18 protein-coding genes and 1 rRNA gene are annotated in these 21,642 nt (G+C 67.4%); 7 read left to right on the top strand and 12 right to left on the bottom strand.

The window, feature by feature from the left end; all coding sequences use genetic code 11:
- Positions 1-7: 7 nt before the first annotated feature.
- Positions 8-436 (bottom strand): division/cell wall cluster transcriptional repressor MraZ, encoded by a 429-nt coding sequence (mraZ, locus tag LDO27_RS15180; RefSeq protein WP_222208617.1) that lies wholly within the window; start codon positions 434-436, stop codon positions 8-10.
- Positions 437-867: 431 nt separating this feature from the next.
- A complete protein-coding gene (gene coq7, locus LDO27_RS15175) occupies positions 868-1,491 on the bottom strand; it encodes a 2-polyprenyl-3-methyl-6-methoxy-1,4-benzoquinone monooxygenase (RefSeq protein ID WP_222208619.1) in 624 nt (207 codons plus the stop codon).
- Between the two features lie 315 nt (positions 1,492-1,806).
- Between coq7 and LDO27_RS15170 the strand changes: the two genes are divergently transcribed.
- The 4 genes from LDO27_RS15170 (at position 1,807) to LDO27_RS15155 (ending at position 5,165) form a co-directional block, all read left to right on the top strand.
- A complete protein-coding gene (locus tag LDO27_RS15170) occupies positions 1,807-2,931 on the top strand; it encodes a porin (protein WP_222208620.1) in 1,125 nt (374 codons plus the stop codon).
- 171 nt (positions 2,932-3,102) lie between these two features.
- Positions 3,103-4,107: a Bug family tripartite tricarboxylate transporter substrate binding protein gene (locus LDO27_RS15165; RefSeq protein WP_222208623.1), complete on the top strand. Its 1,005-nt coding sequence runs from the start codon at positions 3,103-3,105 to the stop codon at positions 4,105-4,107.
- Positions 4,108-4,191: 84 nt separating this feature from the next.
- Positions 4,192-4,698, top strand: a complete 507-nt coding sequence (locus LDO27_RS15160; RefSeq protein ID WP_224042579.1) for a MarR family winged helix-turn-helix transcriptional regulator — start codon at positions 4,192-4,194, stop codon at positions 4,696-4,698.
- Positions 4,695-5,165: a hypothetical protein gene (locus LDO27_RS15155; RefSeq protein ID WP_224042578.1), complete on the top strand. Its 471-nt coding sequence runs from the start codon at positions 4,695-4,697 to the stop codon at positions 5,163-5,165. The genes LDO27_RS15160 and LDO27_RS15155 overlap by 4 nt, the downstream gene beginning before the upstream one ends.
- A 25-nt stretch (positions 5,166-5,190) precedes the next feature.
- On the opposite strand, the gene LDO27_RS15150 is transcribed toward LDO27_RS15155, so the two are convergent.
- The 3 genes from LDO27_RS15150 to LDO27_RS15140 all read right to left on the bottom strand — a co-directional run bounded on the left by LDO27_RS15150 (position 5,191) and on the right by LDO27_RS15140 (position 10,314).
- Complete coding sequence (locus LDO27_RS15150; protein WP_224042577.1) at positions 5,191-6,873, bottom strand: long-chain fatty acid--CoA ligase; 1,683 nt, start codon at positions 6,871-6,873, stop codon at positions 5,191-5,193.
- A 190-nt stretch (positions 6,874-7,063) separates the two neighbouring features.
- Entirely contained in the window at positions 7,064-8,218 is a 1,155-nt protein-coding gene (locus tag LDO27_RS15145; protein WP_224042576.1) for an aminopeptidase, read from the bottom strand.
- Positions 8,215-10,314 (bottom strand): molybdopterin-containing oxidoreductase family protein, encoded by a 2,100-nt coding sequence (locus tag LDO27_RS15140; protein WP_224042575.1) that lies wholly within the window; start codon positions 10,312-10,314, stop codon positions 8,215-8,217. The genes LDO27_RS15145 and LDO27_RS15140 overlap by 4 nt, the downstream gene beginning before the upstream one ends.
- Before the next feature lie 329 nt (positions 10,315-10,643).
- On the opposite strand from LDO27_RS15140, the gene LDO27_RS15135 reads away from it, so the two are divergent.
- A complete protein-coding gene (locus LDO27_RS15135; protein ID WP_224042574.1) occupies positions 10,644-11,834 on the top strand; it encodes an ABC transporter substrate-binding protein in 1,191 nt (396 codons plus the stop codon).
- Positions 11,835-11,885: 51 nt separating this feature from the next.
- Here LDO27_RS15135 and LDO27_RS15130 read toward each other — a convergent pair whose 3' ends face one another.
- The 5 genes from LDO27_RS15130 to LDO27_RS15110 all read right to left on the bottom strand — a co-directional run bounded on the left by LDO27_RS15130 (position 11,886) and on the right by LDO27_RS15110 (position 17,700).
- Positions 11,886-12,926, bottom strand: a complete 1,041-nt coding sequence (locus LDO27_RS15130) for an ABC transporter ATP-binding protein (RefSeq protein WP_224043130.1) — start codon at positions 12,924-12,926, stop codon at positions 11,886-11,888.
- A gap of 41 nt (positions 12,927-12,967) precedes the next feature.
- The gene (locus LDO27_RS15125) at positions 12,968-13,981 is read right to left on the bottom strand and encodes an ABC transporter ATP-binding protein (RefSeq protein WP_224042573.1); all 1,014 of its coding nucleotides are present in this window, start codon (positions 13,979-13,981) and stop codon (positions 12,968-12,970) included.
- A 10-nt stretch (positions 13,982-13,991) separates the two neighbouring features.
- On the bottom strand, positions 13,992-14,909 hold the full coding sequence (locus LDO27_RS15120; protein WP_222208640.1) for an ABC transporter permease: 918 nt from the start codon (positions 14,907-14,909) through the stop codon (positions 13,992-13,994).
- A gap of 4 nt (positions 14,910-14,913) precedes the next feature.
- Positions 14,914-15,891, bottom strand: coding sequence for an ABC transporter permease (locus LDO27_RS15115; RefSeq protein ID WP_222208641.1), 978 nt, complete (start codon positions 15,889-15,891; stop codon positions 14,914-14,916).
- Between the two features lie 222 nt (positions 15,892-16,113).
- Positions 16,114-17,700, bottom strand: a complete 1,587-nt coding sequence (locus LDO27_RS15110; RefSeq protein WP_222208643.1) for an ABC transporter substrate-binding protein — start codon at positions 17,698-17,700, stop codon at positions 16,114-16,116.
- 306 nt (positions 17,701-18,006) lie between these two features.
- Between LDO27_RS15110 and LDO27_RS15105 the strand changes: the two genes are divergently transcribed.
- Together LDO27_RS15105 and LDO27_RS15100 are read left to right on the top strand one after the other, a co-directional pair.
- Complete coding sequence (locus tag LDO27_RS15105) at positions 18,007-19,203, top strand: M20 aminoacylase family protein (protein WP_222208645.1); 1,197 nt, start codon at positions 18,007-18,009, stop codon at positions 19,201-19,203.
- Positions 19,182-20,264, top strand: a complete 1,083-nt coding sequence (locus LDO27_RS15100) for a DUF2891 domain-containing protein (RefSeq protein ID WP_224042572.1) — start codon at positions 19,182-19,184, stop codon at positions 20,262-20,264. Before LDO27_RS15105 ends, LDO27_RS15100 begins: the two co-directional genes overlap by 22 nt.
- Before the next feature lie 9 nt (positions 20,265-20,273).
- Here the strand turns inward: LDO27_RS15100 and LDO27_RS15095 are convergent, their stop codons facing one another.
- Positions 20,274-21,221: a DUF3047 domain-containing protein gene (locus LDO27_RS15095; protein WP_377747769.1), complete on the bottom strand. Its 948-nt coding sequence runs from the start codon at positions 21,219-21,221 to the stop codon at positions 20,274-20,276.
- Positions 21,222-21,535: 314 nt separating this feature from the next.
- Positions 21,536-21,642 (bottom strand): 5S ribosomal RNA (rrf, locus tag LDO27_RS15090); the annotation flags it as partial.

The raw sequence follows: 21,642 nt of genomic DNA, 5'->3' as shown, positions 1-21,642 counted from the left end.
TACCACTTCAGAATGAAAAGTTCTTCAACGCGTCGGGCATGCCCTGCGCCATGGCCTGCTGCTCCTTGGCGGCGTAGGTCGCGGCATCCCACACTTCGAAATGGCTGCCCATGCCGAGCAACATCACTTCCTTGTCGAGCTGTGCGGCGGTGCGCAGCTCGGGAGCGATCAGCACCCGTCCGGCGCCATCCATCTCCACGTCGGCCGCATTACCGAGAAAAATGCGCTTCCACCAGTGCGCGTCCATCGGCAGCGCGGCGATCCGCTCGCGGAAAACTTCCCATTCGGGCCGGGGAAAGAGCAGCAGGCAGCCATCCGGGTGCTTGGTCAGCGTCACCCGGCCCTCGGCCTGCTGTTGCAGCGCTTCCCGATGCCGCGCCGGAATGGACATCCGGCCCTTGGCATCCAGGGACAGCGCCGATGCTCCCTGAAACAAGTTCGCCCCCGTTGCGCGCCGGCGTTTCCTCGCCCGCGCGGTGTGCGTTTCTCCGCCCCCGACTGACCGAAATCATCCCACGCTCAGTCTGCTTTTTCACACAAAAATACACTTCCTCACACTATTTCCCACTTTAGAGGAAGCGTTTTGGGCGGTCAAGGCTAGACAGAGGCCGAAAGAGAGATTTTTCGAGCAAGAACAAGGACTTAGCGCGCACACCTCACGCACCAGGAAGGTGAATTCCTAATGAAATGAAGACGTTAGGGAGGAAAGCCGAGAAACCACCTGAGAACCGCTGGGAAGGAACCGCTGGCAGCCCGAAAATGGCGGGTTTCGGGCCAGGGGAAAGAATACAACGTTTTGCCGCGAGCCCAGGCAAATCGGGGCCTGGCGGGGCGCGGACCGCCGCCCGCGATTTACCGGGCGGGGAACTAGATCGTGTAGGCGGTGGTGGTCATGACACGCGAGGCCGCGCGCATGGCCGCGCGTACCGGCGCAGGCAGCGTGATGCCACCCGCGTCCCGCGCCGCGGCGCCGTGGCGGGCCTCGTCATCGCGCATCTGCTCCAGGATCGCACGCGAGCGGTGATCGTCCGCGGGCAATTGGTCCAGGTGTCCGGTCAGATGATGCTCGACCTGCCGCTCGGTCTCCGAGACGAAACCGAGGCTGACGCGGTCGCCCGCGCGGCCGGCCAGCCAGCCGATGGCAAAGGCGCCGGCATACCACAGGGGATTGAGCAGGCTGGGGCGCGAGCCCAGCTCCTGCAGGCGCTCCGCGCACCAGCCCAGATGGTCTTCCTCCTCCCGCGCGGCGGCGTCCATCTGCGCCTGGACCTGCGGCGTGCGCGCGGTCAGCTTCTGCGCCTGGTACAGGGCCTGGGCACAGACCTCGCCGACATGGTTCACGCGCATCAGCCCGGCGACGTGACGGCGGTCGGCCTCGCCGAGCGCCTCGGCCTGCGGCGGAAGCCCCTCGGCCGGGTTGGGGCGCGCGGCGCGCGTGACCCCCGCGATGGCGCGCAACGCCACGTCGAATTCGCGAATCAGCTTGTCCATGTCTGCATGTCGATAGGGTGGAAGTCGACGCTTGGTGCGCTACCGCGCATGCCCTCGGACCGCGTCCCTTCCTCGGGATTTCCCGCATTGTAACGCGGCCCCCTCGCAGCCCGCCAAGCCTTGCCTGGCTTGGCTTGGCGGGATACTCCTAAACCCTGAGTTGTGAAAACCAGACAGCAGAGGAACCCCTCAATTGAGAATGAACGTTGTTTGTTACAGTGAATGCAGCTTCTCGCGAAGTCTGGCTGGCGGGGGATTGGAGACTCAGGAGGCCCCTTGCCTGACCACCAATAATTCATACATGGAGATACACGCATGAAGAAATCGCTTCTTGCAGCGGCGGCGCTCGGCGCCTTGGCGGGAACGGCCCACGCACAGTCCAGCGTGACGCTCTACGGTGTGGTTGACACCAACCTCGAATACGTCAGCAACCTGTCCAGCCAGGTTCCCACCGCGGCGAACGGCTTCACCGTCGGACCCGGCGAGAACGCCTACCGCCTGACCTCCGGCGGCCTGTCCGGTTCGCGCTGGGGCCTGCGCGGCGTCGAGGACCTCGGTGGCGGCCTGAAGTCGCTGTTCGTGCTCGAAAGCGGTTTCGGCGTCGATGACGGCAGGTCGCAGCAAGGCGGCCGGCTGTTCGGTCGTCAGGCGTATGTCGGCCTGGAGAGCAGCGCCGTCGGCCGTGTCACCTTCGGTCGCCAGTACACCACGATGTTCGATGCGTTCGCCAACTTCTCGCCGACCGGCTACGCCACGCAGTACGAACCGATCGTCGCCCAGCTGGGCCTGAACTTCCGCTCGGACAACACCGCCAAGTACACCGGCAAATTCGGCCCGGTCACCGCCATCGCCCACTATTCGTTCGGCAACGGCGTCGCCGGCGCCGGCGAAGTCCCGGGCCAGTCCCGCCGCGACACCGGCTACGGTGCTTCGGTCGGCTACGCGGCCGGCCCGTTCGCCGCCACCATCGCCTACGACCAATACAACCCGACGCTGACCGCCACCGGCGATACCGGTACGTTCCGCAAGATCGGCGCGGCCGCCAGCTACGCGTTCGGCCCGGCCAAGGTCATGGGCGGATACCGCTGGGGCCAGAACAAGGGACCGAAGTCGCTCGGCGAGCCGACCGTGCTGCGCGACAACTACTACTGGGCGGGCTTGAACTACCAGGTCAACACGCCGCTGAGCCTGACGCTGGCGTACTACTACGAGGACGTCAAGAACCTGGTCGGTACCAACGTCCGCAACCCATGGCAGGTCCAGTTCATCGCCGACTACAACCTGTCCAAGCGCACCGACATCTATCTGTCGACGGCCTACTCGAAGCATGCCGGCCTGAACTTCGATACGTCGGCCATCAGCTTCGCCAACGGCTACTTCCTGGGCTCGGGCGAAAACAGCATGATCGGCGTCGCGGTGGGCGTGCGTCACCGCTTCTGAGTCCGGCTTCACCAGCCTCGGGAAAAGGCACCTTCGGGTGCCTTTTTTCTTTGGCGTGGCCAACGGTTCATAGGGCTTCACCTCATCGGCACGGCAAGCCGGCGCTTCTAGAATGCACCCACCACGGCCGCGGCCTCGCCGCAAGCCGATACCCAAGACTCTGGAGACCGCATGCAAGCCAACCGCCGCCGCGCCACGCAACTGCTGTTCGCCGCCGGCCTCGCCGCGCTCGCGTGGCAGCCCGCCGCGCACGCCGCCGATCCGTATCCGACCAAACCCATCCGCCTCGTCGTTCCGTTCGCCCCCGGCGGCACCACCGATATCCTCGCGCGCGCCGTGTCGGCCGAGTTGTCCAAGCTCGACGGCTGGAACGTGGTGGTCGACAACCGGCCCGGCGCGGGCGGCAATATCGGCGCCGACATGGTGGCCAAGGCCGCGCCCGACGGCTACACGCTGCTGATGGGCACGGTGGGCACCCATGGCATCAACCAGTCGCTCTATGGCAAGCTGCCGTTCGATCCGATCAAGGACTTCGTGCCCATCACGCTGGTGGCCGCGGTGCCGAACGTGCTGGTCATCAACCCCGCCTTCGCGCAGCAGAACAAGATCAACAGCGTCAACGACCTGATCGCCTATGCGCGCGCCAATCCCGGCAAGCTGAACATGGCATCGAGCGGCAATGGCACCTCGATCCATCTGGCCGGCGAACTGTTCAAGACGCAGACCAAGACCTACATGGTCCATTTCCCGTACAAGGGCAGCGGTCCGGCGCTGGCCGATCTCTCGGCCGGCACCGTGCACGTGATGTTCGACAACCTGCCGTCGTCGATGGGCCTGATCAAGGGCGGCAAGCTCAAGGCGCTCGCGGTGACCAGCGCCAAGCCCTCCCCCGCACTGCCCGGCGTGCCGACAGTGGCGCAAGCCGCCAACCTGCCCGGCTACGAGGCCAGTTCCTGGTTCGGCCTGCTGGCGCCCGCGGGCACGCCCCAGGAGATCGTCACGCGCGTGCAGCAGGAAGTGGCCAAGGCCCTGGCCACCCCGGCGATGCGCGAAAAGATGCAGGCGCAGGGCGCCGAGCCCTCCGGCAACACGCCGCAGCAGTTCGCCACCCATATCCGCAATGAAACCGCCAAGTGGGCCAAGGTCGTGAAGGATTCCGGCGCCAAGGTGGATTGAGGCACCGGACCGCGCGTTGCATGCCCGGCCCCGCGCCGGGCATATACTTCAGGCATCAAACAATCTGCCGCACGGCCGTTCCCGATGCCACCCTCCCCCGCCGAACCCGGTGGCGCGACCGCGCTGCCGGTCGATCTCGAAACCCGCGCCGATGACAACAGCCACGACGCCCTGCGCCTGTGGCTGCGGCTGCTGACCTGCACCAACCTGGTCGAGGCCGATATCCGCACCCGGCTGCGCCAGCAGTTCGCCTGCACGCTGCCGCGCTTCGACCTGATGGCGCAGCTGGACCGCCATCCGGAGGGCCTGAAGATGGGCGAGCTGTCGCGCCGCATGATGGTGACCGGCGGCAACGTGACCGGCATCACCGACCAGCTGGAGCAGGAGGGGCTGGTATTGCGCGAGCCGCTGCCGACCGATCGGCGCGCCTATCTGATCCGGCTGACACCCGCCGGCCGCGCGGCTTTCTCCGGGATGGCGCGCGCCCATGAGCAGTGGGTGGAGCAGCTGTTCGCGGGGCTGGGAGCCAGCGACCGACGCACCCTTTTCCGGCTGCTGGGCCGGCTGAAGTCCACCCTGGTGACATCATGAAAACCCACGGACGCAACACGCTGGCGGCCCTGCCGCTGCTATTGGTCATCGTCGCCTGCGGCACCACGCCGTCGGCGCCGCCCCCCGCCCAGGTGTCGGCGGTCAACGCGACGGTTCAGCTCGGGCGCATCACGGAAAAGACCTTTCTCACGCGCATGGACGTCACGGACCCGGGCTATCCGGGCTATTCCGGCGTCGGGGTCGGCGTGGGAGCGGGCGGGGGCAGCTGGGGCGGCGGCAGCGGCATGGGAGTCGGTTTCGCCGTCGACCTGACGCGCCTACTGAACCGGCAGCAGCAGCCCGTCCAGCAGGTCGACATCTTCCATTACAAGGTCGCGACCATCGACGGCGCGACCGTCAGCGCCAATGGACCGGCCGCGCCGGGCCTGGAGCCGGGCAACTGCGTGCGCGTGATCTACAGCGGCGCACAGCGCGATCCGCAGATCGCGCCGTCGAACGAGTGCTGAGCCGGTAGACGGGAACGCTGTGGGGTCAGGCCGCCTTGCGGCTGTCGCGCAGCTCGCGCCGCAGGATCTTGCCCACGTTGGTCTTGGGCAGCTCGTTGCGGAATTCGATGTACTTGGGGCGCTTGTAGCCGGTCAGCCGCTCCTTGCAATACGCGACCACGTCCGCCTCGGTCAGCGCCGGGTCCTTGCGCACCACGAACAGCTTGACCACCTCGCCCGAGTGCTCGTCGGGCACGCCCACGGCCGCCACCTCCAGCACGCCCGGACACTCCGCCACCACGCCCTCGACCTCGTTGGGATAGACGTTGAAGCCCGAGACCAGGATCATGTCCTTCTTGCGATCGACGATCTTCGTATAGCCGCGCTCGTCCATGACGCCGATATCGCCGGTCTTGAAGAAGCCGTCGGGCGTCATGACCTTGGCCGTCTCGTCGGCCCGCATCCAGTAGCCGGCCATCACCTGCGGCCCGCGGATGCAGATCTCGCCCGGTTGGCCGATCGGCACGTCGCGTCCCTCGTCGTCGCGGATGGCGATGTCGGTGGAAGGCAACGGCAGCCCGATGGTGCCGGAGAAGACGTCGGTGTCGGTCGGGTTGCAGGTGGCCGAGGGCGACGTCTCGGACAGGCCATAGCCTTCGATGATCGGGCACCCCGTTCCGGCCAGCCATTTTTTGGCCACCGCTTCCTGCACCGCCATGCCGCCGCCATTGGCCACCCGCAGCTGGGAAAAGTCGACCTTGGCGATATCCGGATGATTGATCAGCGCGTTGTAGAGCGTGTTGACCGCCGGGAACATGTGGAACTTGTACTTGCGCAGCTCGCCGATAAAGCCCGGAATATCGCGCGGGTTCGGGATCAGCACGCACAGGCCGCCGCCGCGCATGCCCAGCAGCGCGCAGACCGTCAGCGCGAAGATGTGGTACAGCGGCAGCGCGGTGATGGTGACGATCTGCTCGATCGGCGTGCCCTTGGCCAGGGCGGGCTGCATCCAGGCCTCGGATTGCAGCACATTCGCGACCACGTTACGGTGCAGCAGCACGGCGCCCTTGGAGACGCCAGTGGTGCCGCCGGTGTACTGCAGGAAGGCGATGTCGTCCGGACCGGTATCGGCGGGCTTCAGCGTCAGGCGCGCGCCTTCGGCCAGCGCGTCGCTGAAGCGCACGCAGTTCGGCAGCTCCCACGCCGGCACCATCTTCTTGACGTTGCGCACGACGAAATTGACGATGGCGCCCTTGAGCGCGCCCAGCATCTCGCCCATGCTGGCCACCACCACATGGCGGATCGGGGTGTTGGGCAGCACCTGCTGCAGCGTCGCGGCGAAGTTTTCGAGGATGACGATGGCCTCCGCGCCACTGTCCTTGAGCTGGTGCTCCAGCTCGCGCGGGGTATAGAGCGGGTTGACGTTGACCACCACATAGCCGGCGCGCAGCACGGCGGCCAGCGCCACCGGATACTGCAATACGTTGGGCATCATGATGGCCACGCGCGCCCCGGGCTTCAGCCCGCGCGACTGCAGCCAGGCGCCGAACTGCGCGGACAGGCGGTCCAGCTCGGCGTAGGTGATGGCCTTGTCCATGCAGACGAAGGCGCGGCGATCGGCATACTGGCGAAACGACTCCTCCAGCAACTGGGCCAGCGACCGGTACTGGTTGGCATCGATCTCGGCGGGCACGCCAGCCGGATAGTTGTTCAGCCAGGGCTTTTCCATATGCCGTCTCCTGTTTTTTGAATGGTCGTTCGATTTGCGGGAAATGCTAAACGGCTGCCCCTGTTTAGACAACACGTTAGACGAAGTCCTCTGGAACAGCGCGTGGTCCGGCGCGCAATATCGCCGTGCGTATCGGGAATACCCTGAGCAGCGCAGACCCGGCCAGGGCATGGCCCGCACAGGACGACCCTCAGCGCGCGCCTTGCGTTGGCGCGGGGTGCGAATCGCCCGCCGCGCCGTCCGCCTTGAGCACGTCGCCTCCCGTGGCCGGCGGCGCCAGCGCCCGCAGTGCCGCATCGCGCTGCGCCTTGGGCAGCTCGCCGATGCGCTTGGCCTCGGCATAGAAGCGCTTCCAGTCGCCGCCGCATCGCGACAGCAGCACGAGGAACGACGGCACCCATTGCTGGTACGTTGCCACCGCGGCCAGATGCGCGTTGGTGAGCGGCTGGTGGAACCAGCGATCGTAACCGCTGTAGCCGCCCCACTCTTCCTTCAGCTGCGCGTAGCGCGCGCGCATGTCGTCGAAGATCCGTGCCTTGGCGGCGCGCTTGGCGTCATCGTCCATGCCGCTGCGGTAGGCCTCGTCCAGACGCGCGCGCGTCTGCAGCAGCAGCGCCCGGAACTGCCGCCGCCGCGCATCGTATTGCCGGTAGCTCGCGCGCGCGTCGGCCGAGGCGTCGAGCGCCATCCAGCGCGCCACGCCGGCCGTCTCCACGGCGCTGGCGAACGATTCGTTGAAGGCGGTGTCGTTGCGCACATAGACCACCTGGTGCGCCAGTTCGTGGAAGATCAGCCGCGCCAGTTCGCCCTCCGGCAGGTAGACGAAGGTATTGAGCAACGGGTCGTCGAAGTAGCCCAGCGTCGAATAGGCCGGCACGCCGGCCACATACGCCTCCAGGCCTCTGGCACGCAGTTGTGCGGCATAGCGCTCGGCGTCGGCCTGCGCGTAGTAGCCGCGATAGTCGATGCAGCCCACCACCAGGAAGCACCACTTGTGCAGCGTCAGCGAAAGTTCCGGCGTGGCGAACACGCTCCACACCACGTAGGGCCGGTGCAGGTTGGCATAGCGCCGATAGCTGCCGTTGTCGGGGAGCGCCAGTTCGCGCGAGGCGAAATCGCGGATGCTGCCGGCCAGCGCCAGCCGCTGCGCCAGCCGCGCATCGTTGGCGTAGCGCGCGGACGCGATGGCCTCGTCCAGCGGACTGGATTGCGCCATCACGCCGAGATGGCCGCCGATCGACTGGGCGTAGTAGCCGACCGCCTCGCAGCCGGCCAGCAGCGCAGCCAGGCCGAACGCGGCGAGCGTTGCCGCCGCGCGCAGCCCGGGCCGCCGCCCCAGGCTCATGCCGCGACCCGCTCCGCCGGTTCGACCTCCACCAGGCAGTCGTAGAACACCGGCGCGCGGCCCATGTCGGTCAGGCGCTGGCTGGTCAGCTCATTGGCGTTCTTGCCGTCCGGCGCCAGCTTCTTCCACCAGATCGACAGGCCCACCACCAGGCCGCGCCGCGCGCGGTCGGTCACGCGGGCCCGCGCCATCAGGCTGCCGCGGTCGTTGAACGCGCGCACCATCGCGCCGTCCGCGATGTGCCGGGCGGCCGCATCGTCGGGATGGATGTCCAGGTGCGGTTCGCCCTCGGTGGCACGCAGGCTGTCCACGTTGACGAAGGTGCTGTTCAGGAAGTTGCGCGCCGGCGGCGAGATCATCGCGAGCGGATAGCGGGCCGCCAGCTCCGGCGCCGAACTGGGCGCCTCGTACGGCGCGACATAGCCGGGCAGCGGATCGAGCCCGTCGCGCCGCATCGCCTCGGAATAGAACTCGCACTTGCCGGAGGCGGTCGGAAAGCCGCCCTCGGCGAACGGCGCCGCCGGCAGGTTGAGCTTCTGCCAGCCCCGCGCCTTCAGCGTTTCCCAGTCGATGCCTTGCGCGCGCGCGTCGCCCGGCAGAATGGCCTGGGCGGCGATCGCCTCGTCGCTGTCCGCGAAGCACGGATCGGTAAAGCCCATGCGCGCGGCCAGCCGGCGGAAGATCTCGGTGTTCGGCAGCGCCTGCCCCTGCGGGGCGATGGCCTGGTTGTTGGCGAGAAAATAGGTGTGGCCGTAGGCCTTGTGCACGTCGACATGCTCGAGCTGCGTGGTGGCGGGCAGGAGGATGTCGGCATAGTCGGCCGTATCGGTGCGGAACTGCTCCAGCACCACCGTGAACAGGTCCTCCCGGCCGAAGCCCGCCGCGACCTTGCCCGACTCGGGCGCCACCGCGACCGGGTTGCTGTTGTACACGACCAGCGCCTCCACCTTCGGCGAGCCCGCCGGCAGGCCCTCGCCCAGCAGCGCGTCGCCGATGGTGCTCATGTTGATGGTGCGCGGCACCGCCGGCCAGCCGGGCAGCAGGTCCGGGCGCTGCAGCGCGGCATTGTCGACGGGGAAGAAGCCCGACGTGGACAGTTGCAGTCCCCCGGCCGCGTGGCGCCATGCGCCGACCAGCGACGGCAGGCAGGCCACCGCGCGCACGCCCTGGCCGCCGCCGTGGGCGCGCTGCATGCCGTAGTTCAGCCGGATGGCCACCGGCTGGCGCTCGCGCACCGCGAGGTTGCCGTACAGCGCCGCCAGCCATTCGATCTCGGCCGCGTCCACGCCGCACAGCTCGGCGGCACGCGCCGGCGAATAGGCCCGCGCGCGCTCGGCCAGCGCGTCGAAGCCGACCGTATGCCGGGCGATGTAGTCGTGGTCCAGCAGGTCGTCGCGAATCAGCACGTGGACGATCGCCAGCGCCAGCGCGGCGTCGGTGCCCGGCATCGGCGCGATATGCCGGTGGCATTTCTCCGCGGTCAGCGAGCGGTACGGGTCGATCGCCACCAGCGTCGCGCCGCGCCGCTTCGCCTCCTGGACGCGCGTCCAGAAATGCAGGTTGGAGGCGATCGGATTGCCGCCCCAGATCACGATCAGCTTGGCATCGGCCACGTGCTCGATATCCATGCCGACACTCGCCCCGTACGTATAGCGCAGCGCGGTCGCGCCGGCGCTGGCGCAGATGGTGCGGTCCAGCAGCGAGGCGCCGAGCTTGTGGAAGAAGCGCGCGGCCATGCTTTCGCCCTGCACCAGGCCCATGGTGCCGGCATAGCTGTACGGCAGGATGGCCTGGGGGTCGCGGGCCGCGATGCCGGACAGGCGCCGCGCCACGGTGTCGAGCGCCTCGTCCCAGGAGATCGCCTCGAACTTGCCCTCGCCCTTGCGGCCCACCCGCTTCATCGGCGTCAGCAGCCGGTCCGGATGGTAGGTGCGCTCGGTATAGCGCGAGACCTTGGTGCACAGCACGCCCTGCGTGGCGGGATGGTCCGGGTCGCCGGCGACCTTGATCGCGCGGCCGTCCTCGACGGTGACGAGCAGGGCGCAGGTGTCGGGACAATCGTGGGGACAGGCGGCGCGGACGATGCGGGAAGCCATGGGGTCTCCGGGCGGGCGATGGAAATGGATGAGGCGCGGGGCTGCTGCCGTCGGCGATCGGCTGCACAGCGACGACACGACGTCGTGGTGCGACGGCGGAATCGGGGCCGCACGCGGGGCCCGAAGCCGCGGCGCGATACCGTGGGGCACCGCGCATGCCGGACCGCGTGTTGTGCGCCGGCATCGCCACTGGCCGCGTCGGCTCGCGATTTCGTTTGCCTTGGATTGTATTCGATTATGATGTGCCGACACCCGCCGGCGCAGACCGGAAGCAGCACGAATACGGGTAGCCGGACGGTACATGACAAGCCGTTTTTGACGGGAACACCATGCAACGAGAATCTGGGGTCAAGGGCCGGCGCTTCGCCGGCCTGCTGGCGGCGTGCGCCATCGGGACAGTGGCGGCCGCCATCATCGCTCCCTCCATCGCGAGGGCCGCGGAAACGGGCGTCTCCGCCGACACCATCCTGCTGGGCCAGTCGGCCGCGCTGACAGGGCCCACCGCGGTCCTCGGCAAGCAGATGCACGCGGGCGCCCGCCTCTACTTCGATCACATCAACCAGCAAGGCGGAGTGTTCGGCCGCAGGATCGAACTGAAGGCGCTGGACGACTACTACGAGCCCGAGGCCGCCGCGAAGAACACCCAGGCGCTGATCGAGCAGGACCGCGTATTCGCCTTGTTCGGCTACGTCGGCACGCCCACCAGCCAGGCCGCGTTGCCCATTGCCACCCAGGCGAAGGTGCCGTTCTTCGGCCCGTTCACCGGCGCCGAATCGCTGCGCCAGCCGCATAACCGCTACGTCTTCCATGTGCGCGCCGGCTACAACGAGGAGACCGCCGCCATCCTGCGGCAGATCCGCACCACGGGGCTCAAGCGCGTGGCCGTGGTCTACAACGACGACGGCTACGGCAAGGCCGGCCTGTCCGGCCTGGAACGGGCGCTGGCCGCCGAGCCGGACAGCGGCGTGCAGATCGTGGCGCGCGAGACCGTGATCCGCAACACCGTGGAGATCGGCGACGCGATGCAGGGGGCGATGAAGGCCAAGCCAGATGCGGTGGTGATGATCAGCGCTTATGCCACCGCCGGCGCCTTCGTCAAGGAAGCGGTTCGCCGCGGCTACACCGGACAGTTCTACAACGTGTCCTTCGTCGGCACGCAGGCGCTGGCGAGGTCGGTGGGGCCGCTGGGCAGCGGCGTGGTGATCTCGCAGGTCATGCCCCATCCGGGCAATGCGACGCTGCCGGTGGTGCGCGAATACCTGCGGCTGCTGCAGGCCGCGGGCAGGCAGAACGAATTCGACTACGCCAGCATCGAGGGCTTCATCTCGGCCAAGGCCTTCGTGGAAGGGCTGCGGCGGGCCGGCAAGGACCTCACGCGCGACAGGCTGGTGACCGCGCTGGAATCGATGCGCAACGTCGACCTGGGCGGCTTCATCGTCAACTTCTCGCCGGACTCGCATGTCGGCTCGAAGTTCGTCGAGATGACCGTGATCAATTCGCGCGGCACGGTGATCCGCTGAGCGCGGAGCCGGAAGCAACCGGGGGCCGGCATGCCGGCCCCCTTCGCGAGGCTAGGCCTGGTCGTTCAGATGGCAGGCGGAATAGCGCAGCGGCGCGATTTCCTTCAGCGCCGGCTGCTCGACGCGGCAGCGCTCCATCGCGTACGGACAGCGCGGATGGAAGTGGCAGCCCGACGGGGGATGCAGCGGCGAGGGAATCTCGCCCTTGATCGCCACATAGGTCTTGCGGCCCACTTCCAGCTTGGGAGCCTCGGCCAGCAGCGCCTGCGTATAGGGATGGTTGGGCGCCGCGAACACGTCCTCGGTCGGCGCCGATTCCACCACGCGGCCCAGGTACATGATCACCACGCGGTCGCTGATGTGCTTGACCACGCCCAGGTCGTGGCTGATGAACAGATACGTCAGGTTCAGGTCCTGCCGCAGCCGCATGAACAGGTTCAGCACCTGCGCCTGGATCGATACGTCCAGCGCCGCGACCGATTCGTCGCAGACCAGGAACTCCGGCTTGACCGCCAGCGCGCGGGCGATGCCGATGCGCGCGCGCTGGCCACCCGAGAACTGATGCGGAAAGCGCCGCAGCACCGTGGGGTCCATGCCCACGCGCACCAGCATGTCCTCCACATAGGCCTGCTGTTCGCGCGCGGGCACCATGCCATGCACGACCGGCGCCTCGCCGACGATATCCACCACGCGGCGGCGCGGATTCAGCGACGCGTAGGGATCCTGGAAGATCATCTGGATCGCCAGCTGCTTTTCCCGCTTCTTGTCCGGCGGCAGCCGCTCCAGGTCCACACCCTTCCACCGGCGCGACCCTTCGGTCAGCGAATGCAGGCCCACCGCCATGCGGCCCAGCGTGGACTTCCCGCAGCCGGACTCGCCCACCAGGCCCACTACCTCGCCGGCCTGGATCGACAGATCGACGCGGTCCACCGCATGGACCACCTCCTCCTTCGCGCCCGCGCCGAACACGTTGGCGATCCTGGCGGCCATGTCCAGCGACTTGACGAAGCGCTTGGACACGCCCTGCAGCTCCAGCAGCGGTGCGCCCGGCGTGGCCGCCACCGCGGCGCCCTGGGGAAGGTTCTCGTTCATGGGGCGGGTCTCGATGACTTGCGCGCTATCGTTGGTGCCGATCATGCCGCCACCTCCTGCTGCCGCACCGGATGGAAGCAGCGCAGCCGGCGCCCGTCGCCGACCGCTTCCAGCGGCGGATCGGTCTTGCAGATGTCGGTGGCATGGGTGCAGCGCTCGCGGAACGCGCAGCCGCCAGGCAGGTTCAGCAGCGACGGGGTCATGCCCGGAATCTGCCGCAGCGGCGCGCCGCGCGGATTGCGCGACGGCGCGGAACTGATCAGGCCGTGCGTGTAGGGATGCTCGGGATGCTCCAGCACCTGGCGCACATCGCCGGACTCGACGATGCGCCCGGCGTACATCACGCAGACCGTGTCGGCCAGGCCCGCGACCACGGACAGGTCGTGCGTGATCCAGATCAGCGCCGTGCCCGACTCGCGGCACAGCTTCTGCATCTCGTACAGGATCTGGCCCTGGATGGTCACGTCCAGGGCCGTGGTCGGCTCGTCGGCGATGATCAGGTCGGGCTTGTTCAGCAGCGCGATGGCGATCGCCACGCGCTGGCGCATGCCGCCGGAGAACTGGTGCGGATAGGCCTGCAGCCGTTCGTCCGGCGAGGGAATGCCCACCCGCGCCAGCGCATTGCGCGCGCGCTCGCGCGCCACGGCCTTGTCCACCTTCTCGTGCGCCAGTACCGCCTCGATCATCTGCGTGTCGATGCGCAGCACCGGGTTCAGGGTCATCATCGGATCCTGGAAGATCATCGCGATGCGGTTGCCGCGCACGTCGCGCAGCTGCGACGGCGAGAGCCGGCGCAGGTCGCGTGTCACGCCATCGCGGCTGGTCAGCTCGATGCGCCCTCCCACCACCCTGCCGGGCTCGTCGATCAGGCCCATGATCGAATAGCCGGTCATCGACTTGCCCGAGCCGGACTCGCCGACCAGGCCCATGATCTCGCCCCGGTTCACCGTGAACGAGACGCGGTCCACGGCCTTGGCGACGCCGCCGCGCGTGAAGAAATGCGTCTCGAGATCTTCGACCACCAGGGTCGGCTTGCTTGCGCTGGATGTGCTCATGGGGCGCTCCTTATTGCGTCTGGAGGCGCGGGTTCAGCACGTCGCGCAACTGGTCGGCCACCAGGTTCATGGCCACGATGGTCACCACCAGGGCGATGCCGGGGAAGAAACTGATCCAGTACTTGCCCGAGAGCATGTACTGCTGGCCGTTGGAAATCAGCGAGCCCAGCGACGGCTCGGTGATCGGCACGCCCAGGCCCAGGAAGGACAGCGTCGCTTCCAGCGTGATGGCGGACGCCACCTGCAGGGCCGCGATCACGATCAGCGGCGGCAGGCAGTTCGGCAGCAGGTGGCGGAACATGATGCGCCCCGGCGGCAGGCCCAGGCAGGTCGCGGCCTCGATATATTCCTTGCGGCGCTCGACCAGCGCGGCGCTGCGCGTGGTGCGCGCGTAGTAGGCCCACTGCACCGCCACCAGCGCGATCACGATATTGCCGATGCCCGGGCGCAGGAACGCGAGCAGGATCAGCGCCAGCAGGATGGGCGGGAACGATAGCTGCAGGTCGGCGATGCGCATGATGATGGCCTCGACGCGGCCGCCGACGAAGCCGGCGATCAGGCCCAGCGTGGCGCCCAGCAGCAGCGCGATGATGGTGCTGACCACCCCCACGCCGATACTGATGCGCAGGCCGTACATCACGGCCGACAGGATGTCGCGCCCCTGCTCGTCGGAGCCGAGAATGAAGGTCATGCCGGTGTCGGACTTTTCGCCCGGCGCGAGGCGCGCGTCGAGCACGTCCAGCGTGGCGAGGTCGTACGGGTTCTGCGGCGAGAGCCAGGGCGCCAGCAGCGCGATCAGGATGATGGTGACCAGCACGGCAAGGCCGGCGACGGCGATCTTGCTGGCGAAGAACTGGGCGGCGAAGCGGCGGAACGGCGTCTGCTCGCGGGCCTTCGCCGGTGCGGCGGTGGGGGTGGCGATAGTCATGGGATCAGCCCTTGTTGTCGGCGATGCGCACGCGCGGGTCGAGCACGCTGTAGAAGATGTCGACCACCAGGTTGATCAGGATGAACAGCGTCACGATGACCATCAGGTAGGCCACGATCACCGGGCGGTCCAGCAGCTGGATCGAGTCGATGATGAGCTTGCCCATGCCGGGCCAGGCGAAGATCGACTCGGTCACGATGGCGAACGCGATGATCGAGCCGAACTGCAGCGCGATCACCGTGACGATGGGGATCAGGATGTTCTTGAGCACATGCACGCCGACGATGCGCGTGTTCGACAGGCCCTTGGCCCGCGCGAACTTCACATAGTCCTGCAGCATCGCCTCCTGCGTGCCGGCGCGCGTGAGCCGGATCACCATGGCGATGTTGAGCAGCGACAGCGTGACCGCCGGCAGCACCAGGTGGCGGATGCCGTCCACGGTCAGGAAGCTGACCGGGATGCCGAGCAGCGGCACGGTCTGGCCGCGGCCGTTGGAGGGCAGCCAGCCGAGCTGGACCGCGAACACCATGATCAGCATCAGGCCGACCCAGAAGGTGGGCAGCGAGAAGCCGAGGATGGAGATGGTCATGATCGACTTGCCGGCCACGCCGTTGGGCCGCAGCCCGGCCCACAGGCCCAGCGGGATGCCGAGCACGATGGCCAGCAGGATGGCGGTGACCGCCAGCTCCATGGTCGCCGGCATGCGCTCGAAGATCAGCTTCAGCGCGGGGGTGCCATGGGCGAACGAAATGCCGAGATTGCCCTGCAGCGCGTTGGTGAGGAATACCCAGTATTGCTCCCACAAGGGCTTGTCGAGCCCGAGCGCCGCGATGGTGCGCTTGATGTCTTCCTGGTCGGCCTGCGGATTGATCAGGATGTCGACCGGGTTGCCGATGGCGAAGACGCCGAGAAAAACCAGCAGCGACATGACGAAGAGCACGACCACGCTCTGCATCAGGCGCCGGATGATAAAGACCAGCATGTGTGAAACGCTTTCCCTTCGCCGGTGGTTGCCGCCGCGGCCACCGGATCGCGGAGGGTCGCAGCGCCATGCATCGGCAATCGGCTTGTGGCTGGCCCCCGCGCCGGTGCGGCGCGCCGGGGGTCGTTCTCCGGCGTGCGCGGCCGCCAGACCACGGTCGCGCACGCCGGTACTGCTGCGCCTTCGGCTTCCGCGCCGGGCCGGGCGGCCCGTGGCGTCGGCTTACTGCGGCTTGAAGTTGTGCGCGTAGGTCCGTTCGTCGGTACGCGGCACGTAGGTGATGCCCTTCTGCGTGGCCCACGTCGTGACCTGCTGGTGGATCGGAATGATGCCGCCGTCGTTGATGGCGATCGCGGTCGCTTCCTGCAGCAGCTTCGAGCGCTCGCCGTCATCCACGGTGCGCAGCGCCTTCTCCAGTACCTCGTCCATCTTCGGATTGCAGTACTCGCCCCAGTTGGTGGTGCCGAAGCCCTTCTTCGCGTCCTCGCAGGCCAGCAGCGCGCGCAGCGGCGAGCTGACCTCGCCGGTCTGCGCACCCCAGCCGAGCAGGCCGAACGACCACTCGTGCTTGATGCCCTTGGACGAGTACGTCGCCATCGGCATGCCTTCGACCTTGGTCGCGATACCGATGCGCGTCAGATTCTGCGCGATGGTCTGCGCGATCTTCTCGTCGTTGACGTAGCGATTGTTCGGCGTATGCAGCGTGACACCGAAGCCGTTCGCGTAGCCCGCCTCGGCCAGCAGCTTCTTGGCGCCCTCGGGATCGTACTTGACCGTCTTCAGGTTCGGGTTGTGGCCGAACAGCGTGGCCGGCACCAGGTTGTTGGTGGGCTCGGACAGGCCCTCCATCAGCCGGTCCTTGATGCCCTGGCGGTTGATGGCCATGCTGATGGCATTGCGCACGCGCGCGTCCTTCAGCGGGTTCTTGTCCATCGGCTGGCCGTCCTTGGTGGTGACGTACGGCGACTTGTCGCGTTTGGCATCGAAATACAGGTAGATCACGCGGTGCGAGATCTTGGAGAAGAACGCCAGCTTCTCGTTCTTGCGCACGGCGGGCAGGTCCGGCGTCGGCACATTCTCGATCGCCTGCACGTCGCCCGACAGCAGCGCCGCCATGCGGGTGGCCGGGTTCGGGATGAAGCGCAGCGTGACCTTGTCCCAGGCCGGCTTCGGCCCCCAGTAGTCGTTGTTGCGCGTGAGCTCGACCCGGTCGTCGCGCGCATACGAGACGAACTTGAACGGGCCGGTGCCGACCATGCCCTTGCCCTGCGCGAAGTCCTCCGACGACAGGCCCTGCGTGGCCTTCTTCTGCACGACGAAGATCGACGTCAGGTCGTTGAGCATCAGCGGATAGGGCTGGCTGGTGATCAGCTGGATCGTGTACTTGTCGACCACCTTCTTGCCCGTGATCGCCTTGGTGTAGACGTCGAACTTGCCCGGGCTGTTGACGATGGTCGCGGGGCGCTCCAGCGACCAGACGATGTCGTCGGTGGTCAGCTCGCTGCCGTCGTGGAACTTGACGCCCTTGCGGATCTTGAATTCCCACGTGGTCTCGTTGACCAGCTTCCACGACTCCGCCAAGCCCGGGATGATGCGGCTGTCGGCATCCATCTTCACCAGCGAATCGAACACGTGCTCCGAGACATTGATGTTCGAAAACAGGTTATAGAAATGCGGGTCCATGGACGTCGGCGGCGAACTCATGGCCAACTTGAGATCGACTGCCTGCGCGTGGCCGGCGAAGCCGAAGCTGATGGCTCCGGTCACCAGGGCAGCACCAAACGCCTTCTTGTAGTTGCGAAGGGACATCGAGCGAATCTCCCGGAAAAAGTGGGCGAATTATAACGAGCGGCCGCGAAGACGCGCAATATGCAACGCCGCATTTTGGTGCAGAGGCACGGAAAGGCCGGCAGAGGCCGGCTGGCGCGCTACTGTAAGCATGAACTGTTCCAGCAATCCGTGATTGCCGGCAATGCGGGGAAACCCATTCCAAGGGCTTACCCGAGGTACGGGGCCGTGCCCGTGCGATAGCCAACGCGGATAGCGGGCGGCGGCTTTGGCGCTTTGCCGATGGGCGTCGTATGATCCGGATATTTCACCGCCCCACCGGCCACCATGACGCTCATCCCCGAAATCCTCGCGGCGCAAGCCGAGATCCGCGCGATCCGCCGCGATATCCACGCCCATCCCGAGCTTTGCTTCCATGAGGAGCGCACCGCCGACGTGGTCGCTCGCAATCTCGCGGAATGGGGCATCGAGGTGCATCGGGGACTGGGCAAGACCGGCGTGGTCGGGGTCATCCGCAACGGCAACAGCGGCCGCAGCATCGGCCTGCGCGCGGACATGGACGCGCTGCCGCTGCAGGAAGCCAATACCTTCGGCCACCGCTCGCAGCACGAGGGCAAGATGCACGCTTGCGGGCACGACGGCCATACCGCGATGCTGCTCGGCGCCGCCAAGTATCTGGCCGAGCACCGCCGCTTCGACGGCACCGTCAACCTGATCTTCCAGCCGGCCGAGGAAGGCGGTGGCGGCGCGCGCGAGATGATCAAGGACGGTCTGTTCGAGCGCTTTCCCTGCGACGCGGTCTACGGCATGCACAACTGGCCGGGTATGCCCGCCGGCACGTTCGGCACGCGCGCCGGCCCGCTGATGGCCTCGAGCAACGAATTCCGCATCGTCGTGCGGGGCAAGGGCGCGCACGCCGCGATGCCGCATAACGGCAACGACCCGGTCTTTACCGCGGCGCAGATCGTCTCGGCGCTGCAGGGCATCATCACCCGCAACAAGCGGCCGATCGATACGGGCGTGATTTCGGTGACCCAGTTCCACGCGGGCGACGCCACCAATATCGTGCCCGACGAGGCGTGGATCGGCGGCACGGTGCGCACCTTCACGCTGCCGGTGCTGGACCTGATCGAAAGGCGCCTGGAGGAAGTCTCGCGAGCAGTCGCCTCGGCATTCGACTGCACGGTCGATTTCACCTTCCATCGCAACTACCCGCCCACGGTCAACTCCGTCAGCGAGGCGGCGTTCGCGATCGGCGTGGCCGGCGAGCTGGTGGGTCCGGACAACGTCGACGCCAACATCGAGCCGACGATGGGCGCCGAGGACTTTTCGTTCATGCTGCTGGAGAAGCCGGGCTGCTACCTGTTCATCGGCAACGGCGAAGGCGCGCACCGCGAGTCGGGCCACGGCATGGGCCCGTGCATGCTGCACAACCCGAGCTACGACTTCAACGACGAGATCCTGCCGGTGGGCTCGACGTTCTTCGTGCGGCTCGTCGAAAAATGGCTGGCGCCGACAGCCTGAACGCGCCCCTCGGGCCGATGGCGGCGGCACCGGTCATCGACCCCGCCACCGCCAGCGCGTTTGCGCGGGTCGCGCTGGAGAACGTCGCGCGCCCCTACCCATACAAGGTCGAGCACCTGATGACGGGCCCGGACGACCTGGCCCCGCCCCGCACCCTGCATCCCGTGTTCTGCGGCAGCTACGACTGGCATTCCAGCGTGCATATGCACTGGCTACTGGTGCGGCTGCTGACCGTCCGCCCAGAACTGGCTGAAGGTCCGGCGATCCGCGCCGCGCTCGCGGAGCAGTTCCGCCCGGACGCCATCGCCGCCGAACTCGCCTACTTCCAGCGCCCGGGCGCCGCCACGTTCGAGCGGCCCTATGGCTGGGCATGGCTGCTGCGCCTGCAGGCCGAGTTGCTCAGCTTTCCCGGCGCCGATCCCCAGGTACGCGATTGGGCGAGCGCGCTTGCACCGCTCGCCGACCATCTCGCGCTGTCGCTCGTCGCCTATCTCGATATCGCCGACTTTCCGATCCGCACGGGCACCCACGCGAACAGCGCCTTTGCCCTGGTGATGGCGGATCGCTATGCGCGCGCGCAGCGGCATCTGACCTTGCGGCGCGCCATCGCGCGCCGCGCGCATCGCTGGTACGGGCGCGACCAGCGCTACCCGGCGCGCTACGAGCCGGGCGGCGACGAGTTTCTGTCAGGCGGAATGGTCGAGGCCGTGTTGATGCGCCGGATACTGGACGGCTGCGACTTCGCCGAATGGTGGGAAATGTTCGCGCCGCCGGAGACCGACCTCGGCAGCTGGCTCATGCCGGTGGGCGTCGCCGACCGCCGCGATCCGAAGTTGTCGCATCTGGACGGGCTCAACCTGTCGCGAGCCTGGTGCTGGCGGATGCTGGCGCCCTCGCTGCCGCCCGACCTGCATGCGCTGGCGGCACGGGCGCATGCGGACCATCTGGCGGCATCGCTGCAGCAGGCGGTCGCCGGCGACTATGTCGGCACGCACTGGCTCGCTTCTTTCGCCATGCTCGCGCTGACCGACACGGACGAGGCGCCCGCCGCGGGCGCCTGAGCAGTCGCCTCAGTCCAGCGCGATGTCGCCGTACCACGCTTCCGCGCGGCTCTTGGTATTGTCGGTATCCGTCATGATGCCCACCGCCAGCAGCTGGCCGGGATCGCTGCCGAACGCCTTGCGGTAATCGGCGCGCAGATCGCGCTCGTGGCAGCGCCACTGATTCGCGTGCTTGGTGCCGGTGTCGACCACGATCATGCGAACGCGGTCGGTATGGGGATTGCGTAGCACGGTGCCTTCCGCCCGCTGGCCGCCCCAGATGTACATCAGCGTGGCATAGGGCATGTCGCGCCCCGTCGTGAGGCGCGCCATCTCGAACATCAGCTGGTCCTTCAGCGACAGCGTGGACTTGTCGCCATCGAAGGCCACGAACAGCCGTAGCGGCGCATCCTCGCGGTGTCCCTGCGCGTTGTCCGCGTTGCGAATGATGTCGCGCGTCTTCCAGGTCCAGCGCAGCATGCCGGCCTCGCGCCCGACGAGCGGCACATACAGGCCGGACGCAGAGCTTTCCGCCATGGCGTGCAGCACCGGGCGCTGGTCGACTTCGGTCAGGGTATAGCGCGTCGGGATCTTGGTGCGATTGACGGTCCAGCTCTGCCAGCCTTCGGGCAGCGGGCCCGTTCTCGTGGTGGAGAACAGCGGGGGATGCGCCAATGCCGGGATCAGCGCCGCTTGGCCCGCGGCGTCATCGTCTTCGGCGTCGTCCGTATCCTCGGCATCTACCGAGGCAGCCGGCTTCGCCGCCGGCGCCATTGGCGCTGGCGCGGAGCGGGCCGCCAGCCGTGCGCGGTGCGCCTCGAACTTGCGGCAGTCCATGGGCGACACCGACACCGTCGGCACCGAGGCCGCCGTTACGGGACTTGCCGACGGCGCCTCCGGGGGCAAGACCCCACAACCCGACAACGCAAGCGCGCCCCCCAGCCCGGTCATCGCCGGGCGGCTCCACATGGCGGCCATTCCCCCTCCCACGCCAAAAATCCGTGCCGCCGGCCTTGGCCGTCGCGGCTAGTGTTATTGCAACAGTGCGGCTCGACACGCGGGACCAACCGCGTGCGCATCAGACCTCGAAACCAGCCTCGATGCCTGCGGAAAACATAGCAGAGACGCCACGCCGCAGGAATGCTGACTGACCCGATATCGGCATCTGCAAGGGTTTTCTGTTGTAGGGATGATGCAGGTTAGCGTTGGCTGCGCGACGCGACCAAATCGCAAATCGACCGCCCAAAGCAAAACACCCCAGCTTTGGGAGCTGGGGTGTTCTGGGAAGAAGAGCCTGGCGATGACCTACTTTCACACGGGTAGTCCGCACTATCATCGGCGCGAAGTCGTTTCACGGTCCTGTTCGGGATGGGAAGGGGTGGTTCCAACTTGCTATGGT

It is taken from the genome of Cupriavidus respiraculi, from assembly GCF_914271545.1.
GTDB lineage: Bacteria > Pseudomonadota > Gammaproteobacteria > Burkholderiales > Burkholderiaceae > Cupriavidus > Cupriavidus respiraculi.
Note: the sequence above shows the minus strand (reverse complement) of the source record. Positions and strands in the feature narration are given on the sequence as shown.

What these genes read in the sequence shown, in the direction of transcription:
- coq7 (WP_222208619.1), bottom strand. Translation starts at nt 1,491, where the DNA reads ATGGACAAGCTGATTCGCGAATTCGACGTGGCGTTGCGCGCCATCGCG.
- LDO27_RS15170 (WP_222208620.1), top strand. Translation starts at nt 1,807, where the DNA reads ATGAAGAAATCGCTTCTTGCAGCGGCGGCGCTCGGCGCCTTGGCGGGA.
- LDO27_RS15165 (WP_222208623.1), top strand. Translation starts at nt 3,103, where the DNA reads ATGCAAGCCAACCGCCGCCGCGCCACGCAACTGCTGTTCGCCGCCGGC.
- LDO27_RS15160 (WP_224042579.1), top strand. Translation starts at nt 4,192, where the DNA reads ATGCCACCCTCCCCCGCCGAACCCGGTGGCGCGACCGCGCTGCCGGTC.
- LDO27_RS15155 (WP_224042578.1), top strand. Translation starts at nt 4,695, where the DNA reads ATGAAAACCCACGGACGCAACACGCTGGCGGCCCTGCCGCTGCTATTG.
- LDO27_RS15150 (WP_224042577.1), bottom strand. Translation starts at nt 6,873, where the DNA reads ATGGAAAAGCCCTGGCTGAACAACTATCCGGCTGGCGTGCCCGCCGAG.
- LDO27_RS15145 (WP_224042576.1), bottom strand. Translation starts at nt 8,218, where the DNA reads ATGAGCCTGGGGCGGCGGCCCGGGCTGCGCGCGGCGGCAACGCTCGCC.
- LDO27_RS15140 (WP_224042575.1), bottom strand. Translation starts at nt 10,314, where the DNA reads ATGGCTTCCCGCATCGTCCGCGCCGCCTGTCCCCACGATTGTCCCGAC.
- LDO27_RS15135 (WP_224042574.1), top strand. Translation starts at nt 10,644, where the DNA reads ATGCAACGAGAATCTGGGGTCAAGGGCCGGCGCTTCGCCGGCCTGCTG.
- LDO27_RS15130 (WP_224043130.1), bottom strand. Translation starts at nt 12,926, where the DNA reads ATGAACGAGAACCTTCCCCAGGGCGCCGCGGTGGCGGCCACGCCGGGC.
- LDO27_RS15125 (WP_224042573.1), bottom strand. Translation starts at nt 13,981, where the DNA reads ATGAGCACATCCAGCGCAAGCAAGCCGACCCTGGTGGTCGAAGATCTC.
- LDO27_RS15120 (WP_222208640.1), bottom strand. Translation starts at nt 14,909, where the DNA reads ATGACTATCGCCACCCCCACCGCCGCACCGGCGAAGGCCCGCGAGCAG.
- LDO27_RS15115 (WP_222208641.1), bottom strand. Translation starts at nt 15,891, where the DNA reads ATGCTGGTCTTTATCATCCGGCGCCTGATGCAGAGCGTGGTCGTGCTC.
- LDO27_RS15110 (WP_222208643.1), bottom strand. Translation starts at nt 17,700, where the DNA reads ATGTCCCTTCGCAACTACAAGAAGGCGTTTGGTGCTGCCCTGGTGACC.
- LDO27_RS15105 (WP_222208645.1), top strand. Translation starts at nt 18,007, where the DNA reads ATGACGCTCATCCCCGAAATCCTCGCGGCGCAAGCCGAGATCCGCGCG.
- LDO27_RS15100 (WP_224042572.1), top strand. Translation starts at nt 19,182, where the DNA reads ATGGCTGGCGCCGACAGCCTGAACGCGCCCCTCGGGCCGATGGCGGCG.
- LDO27_RS15095 (WP_377747769.1), bottom strand. Translation starts at nt 21,221, where the DNA reads ATGGCCGCCATGTGGAGCCGCCCGGCGATGACCGGGCTGGGGGGCGCG.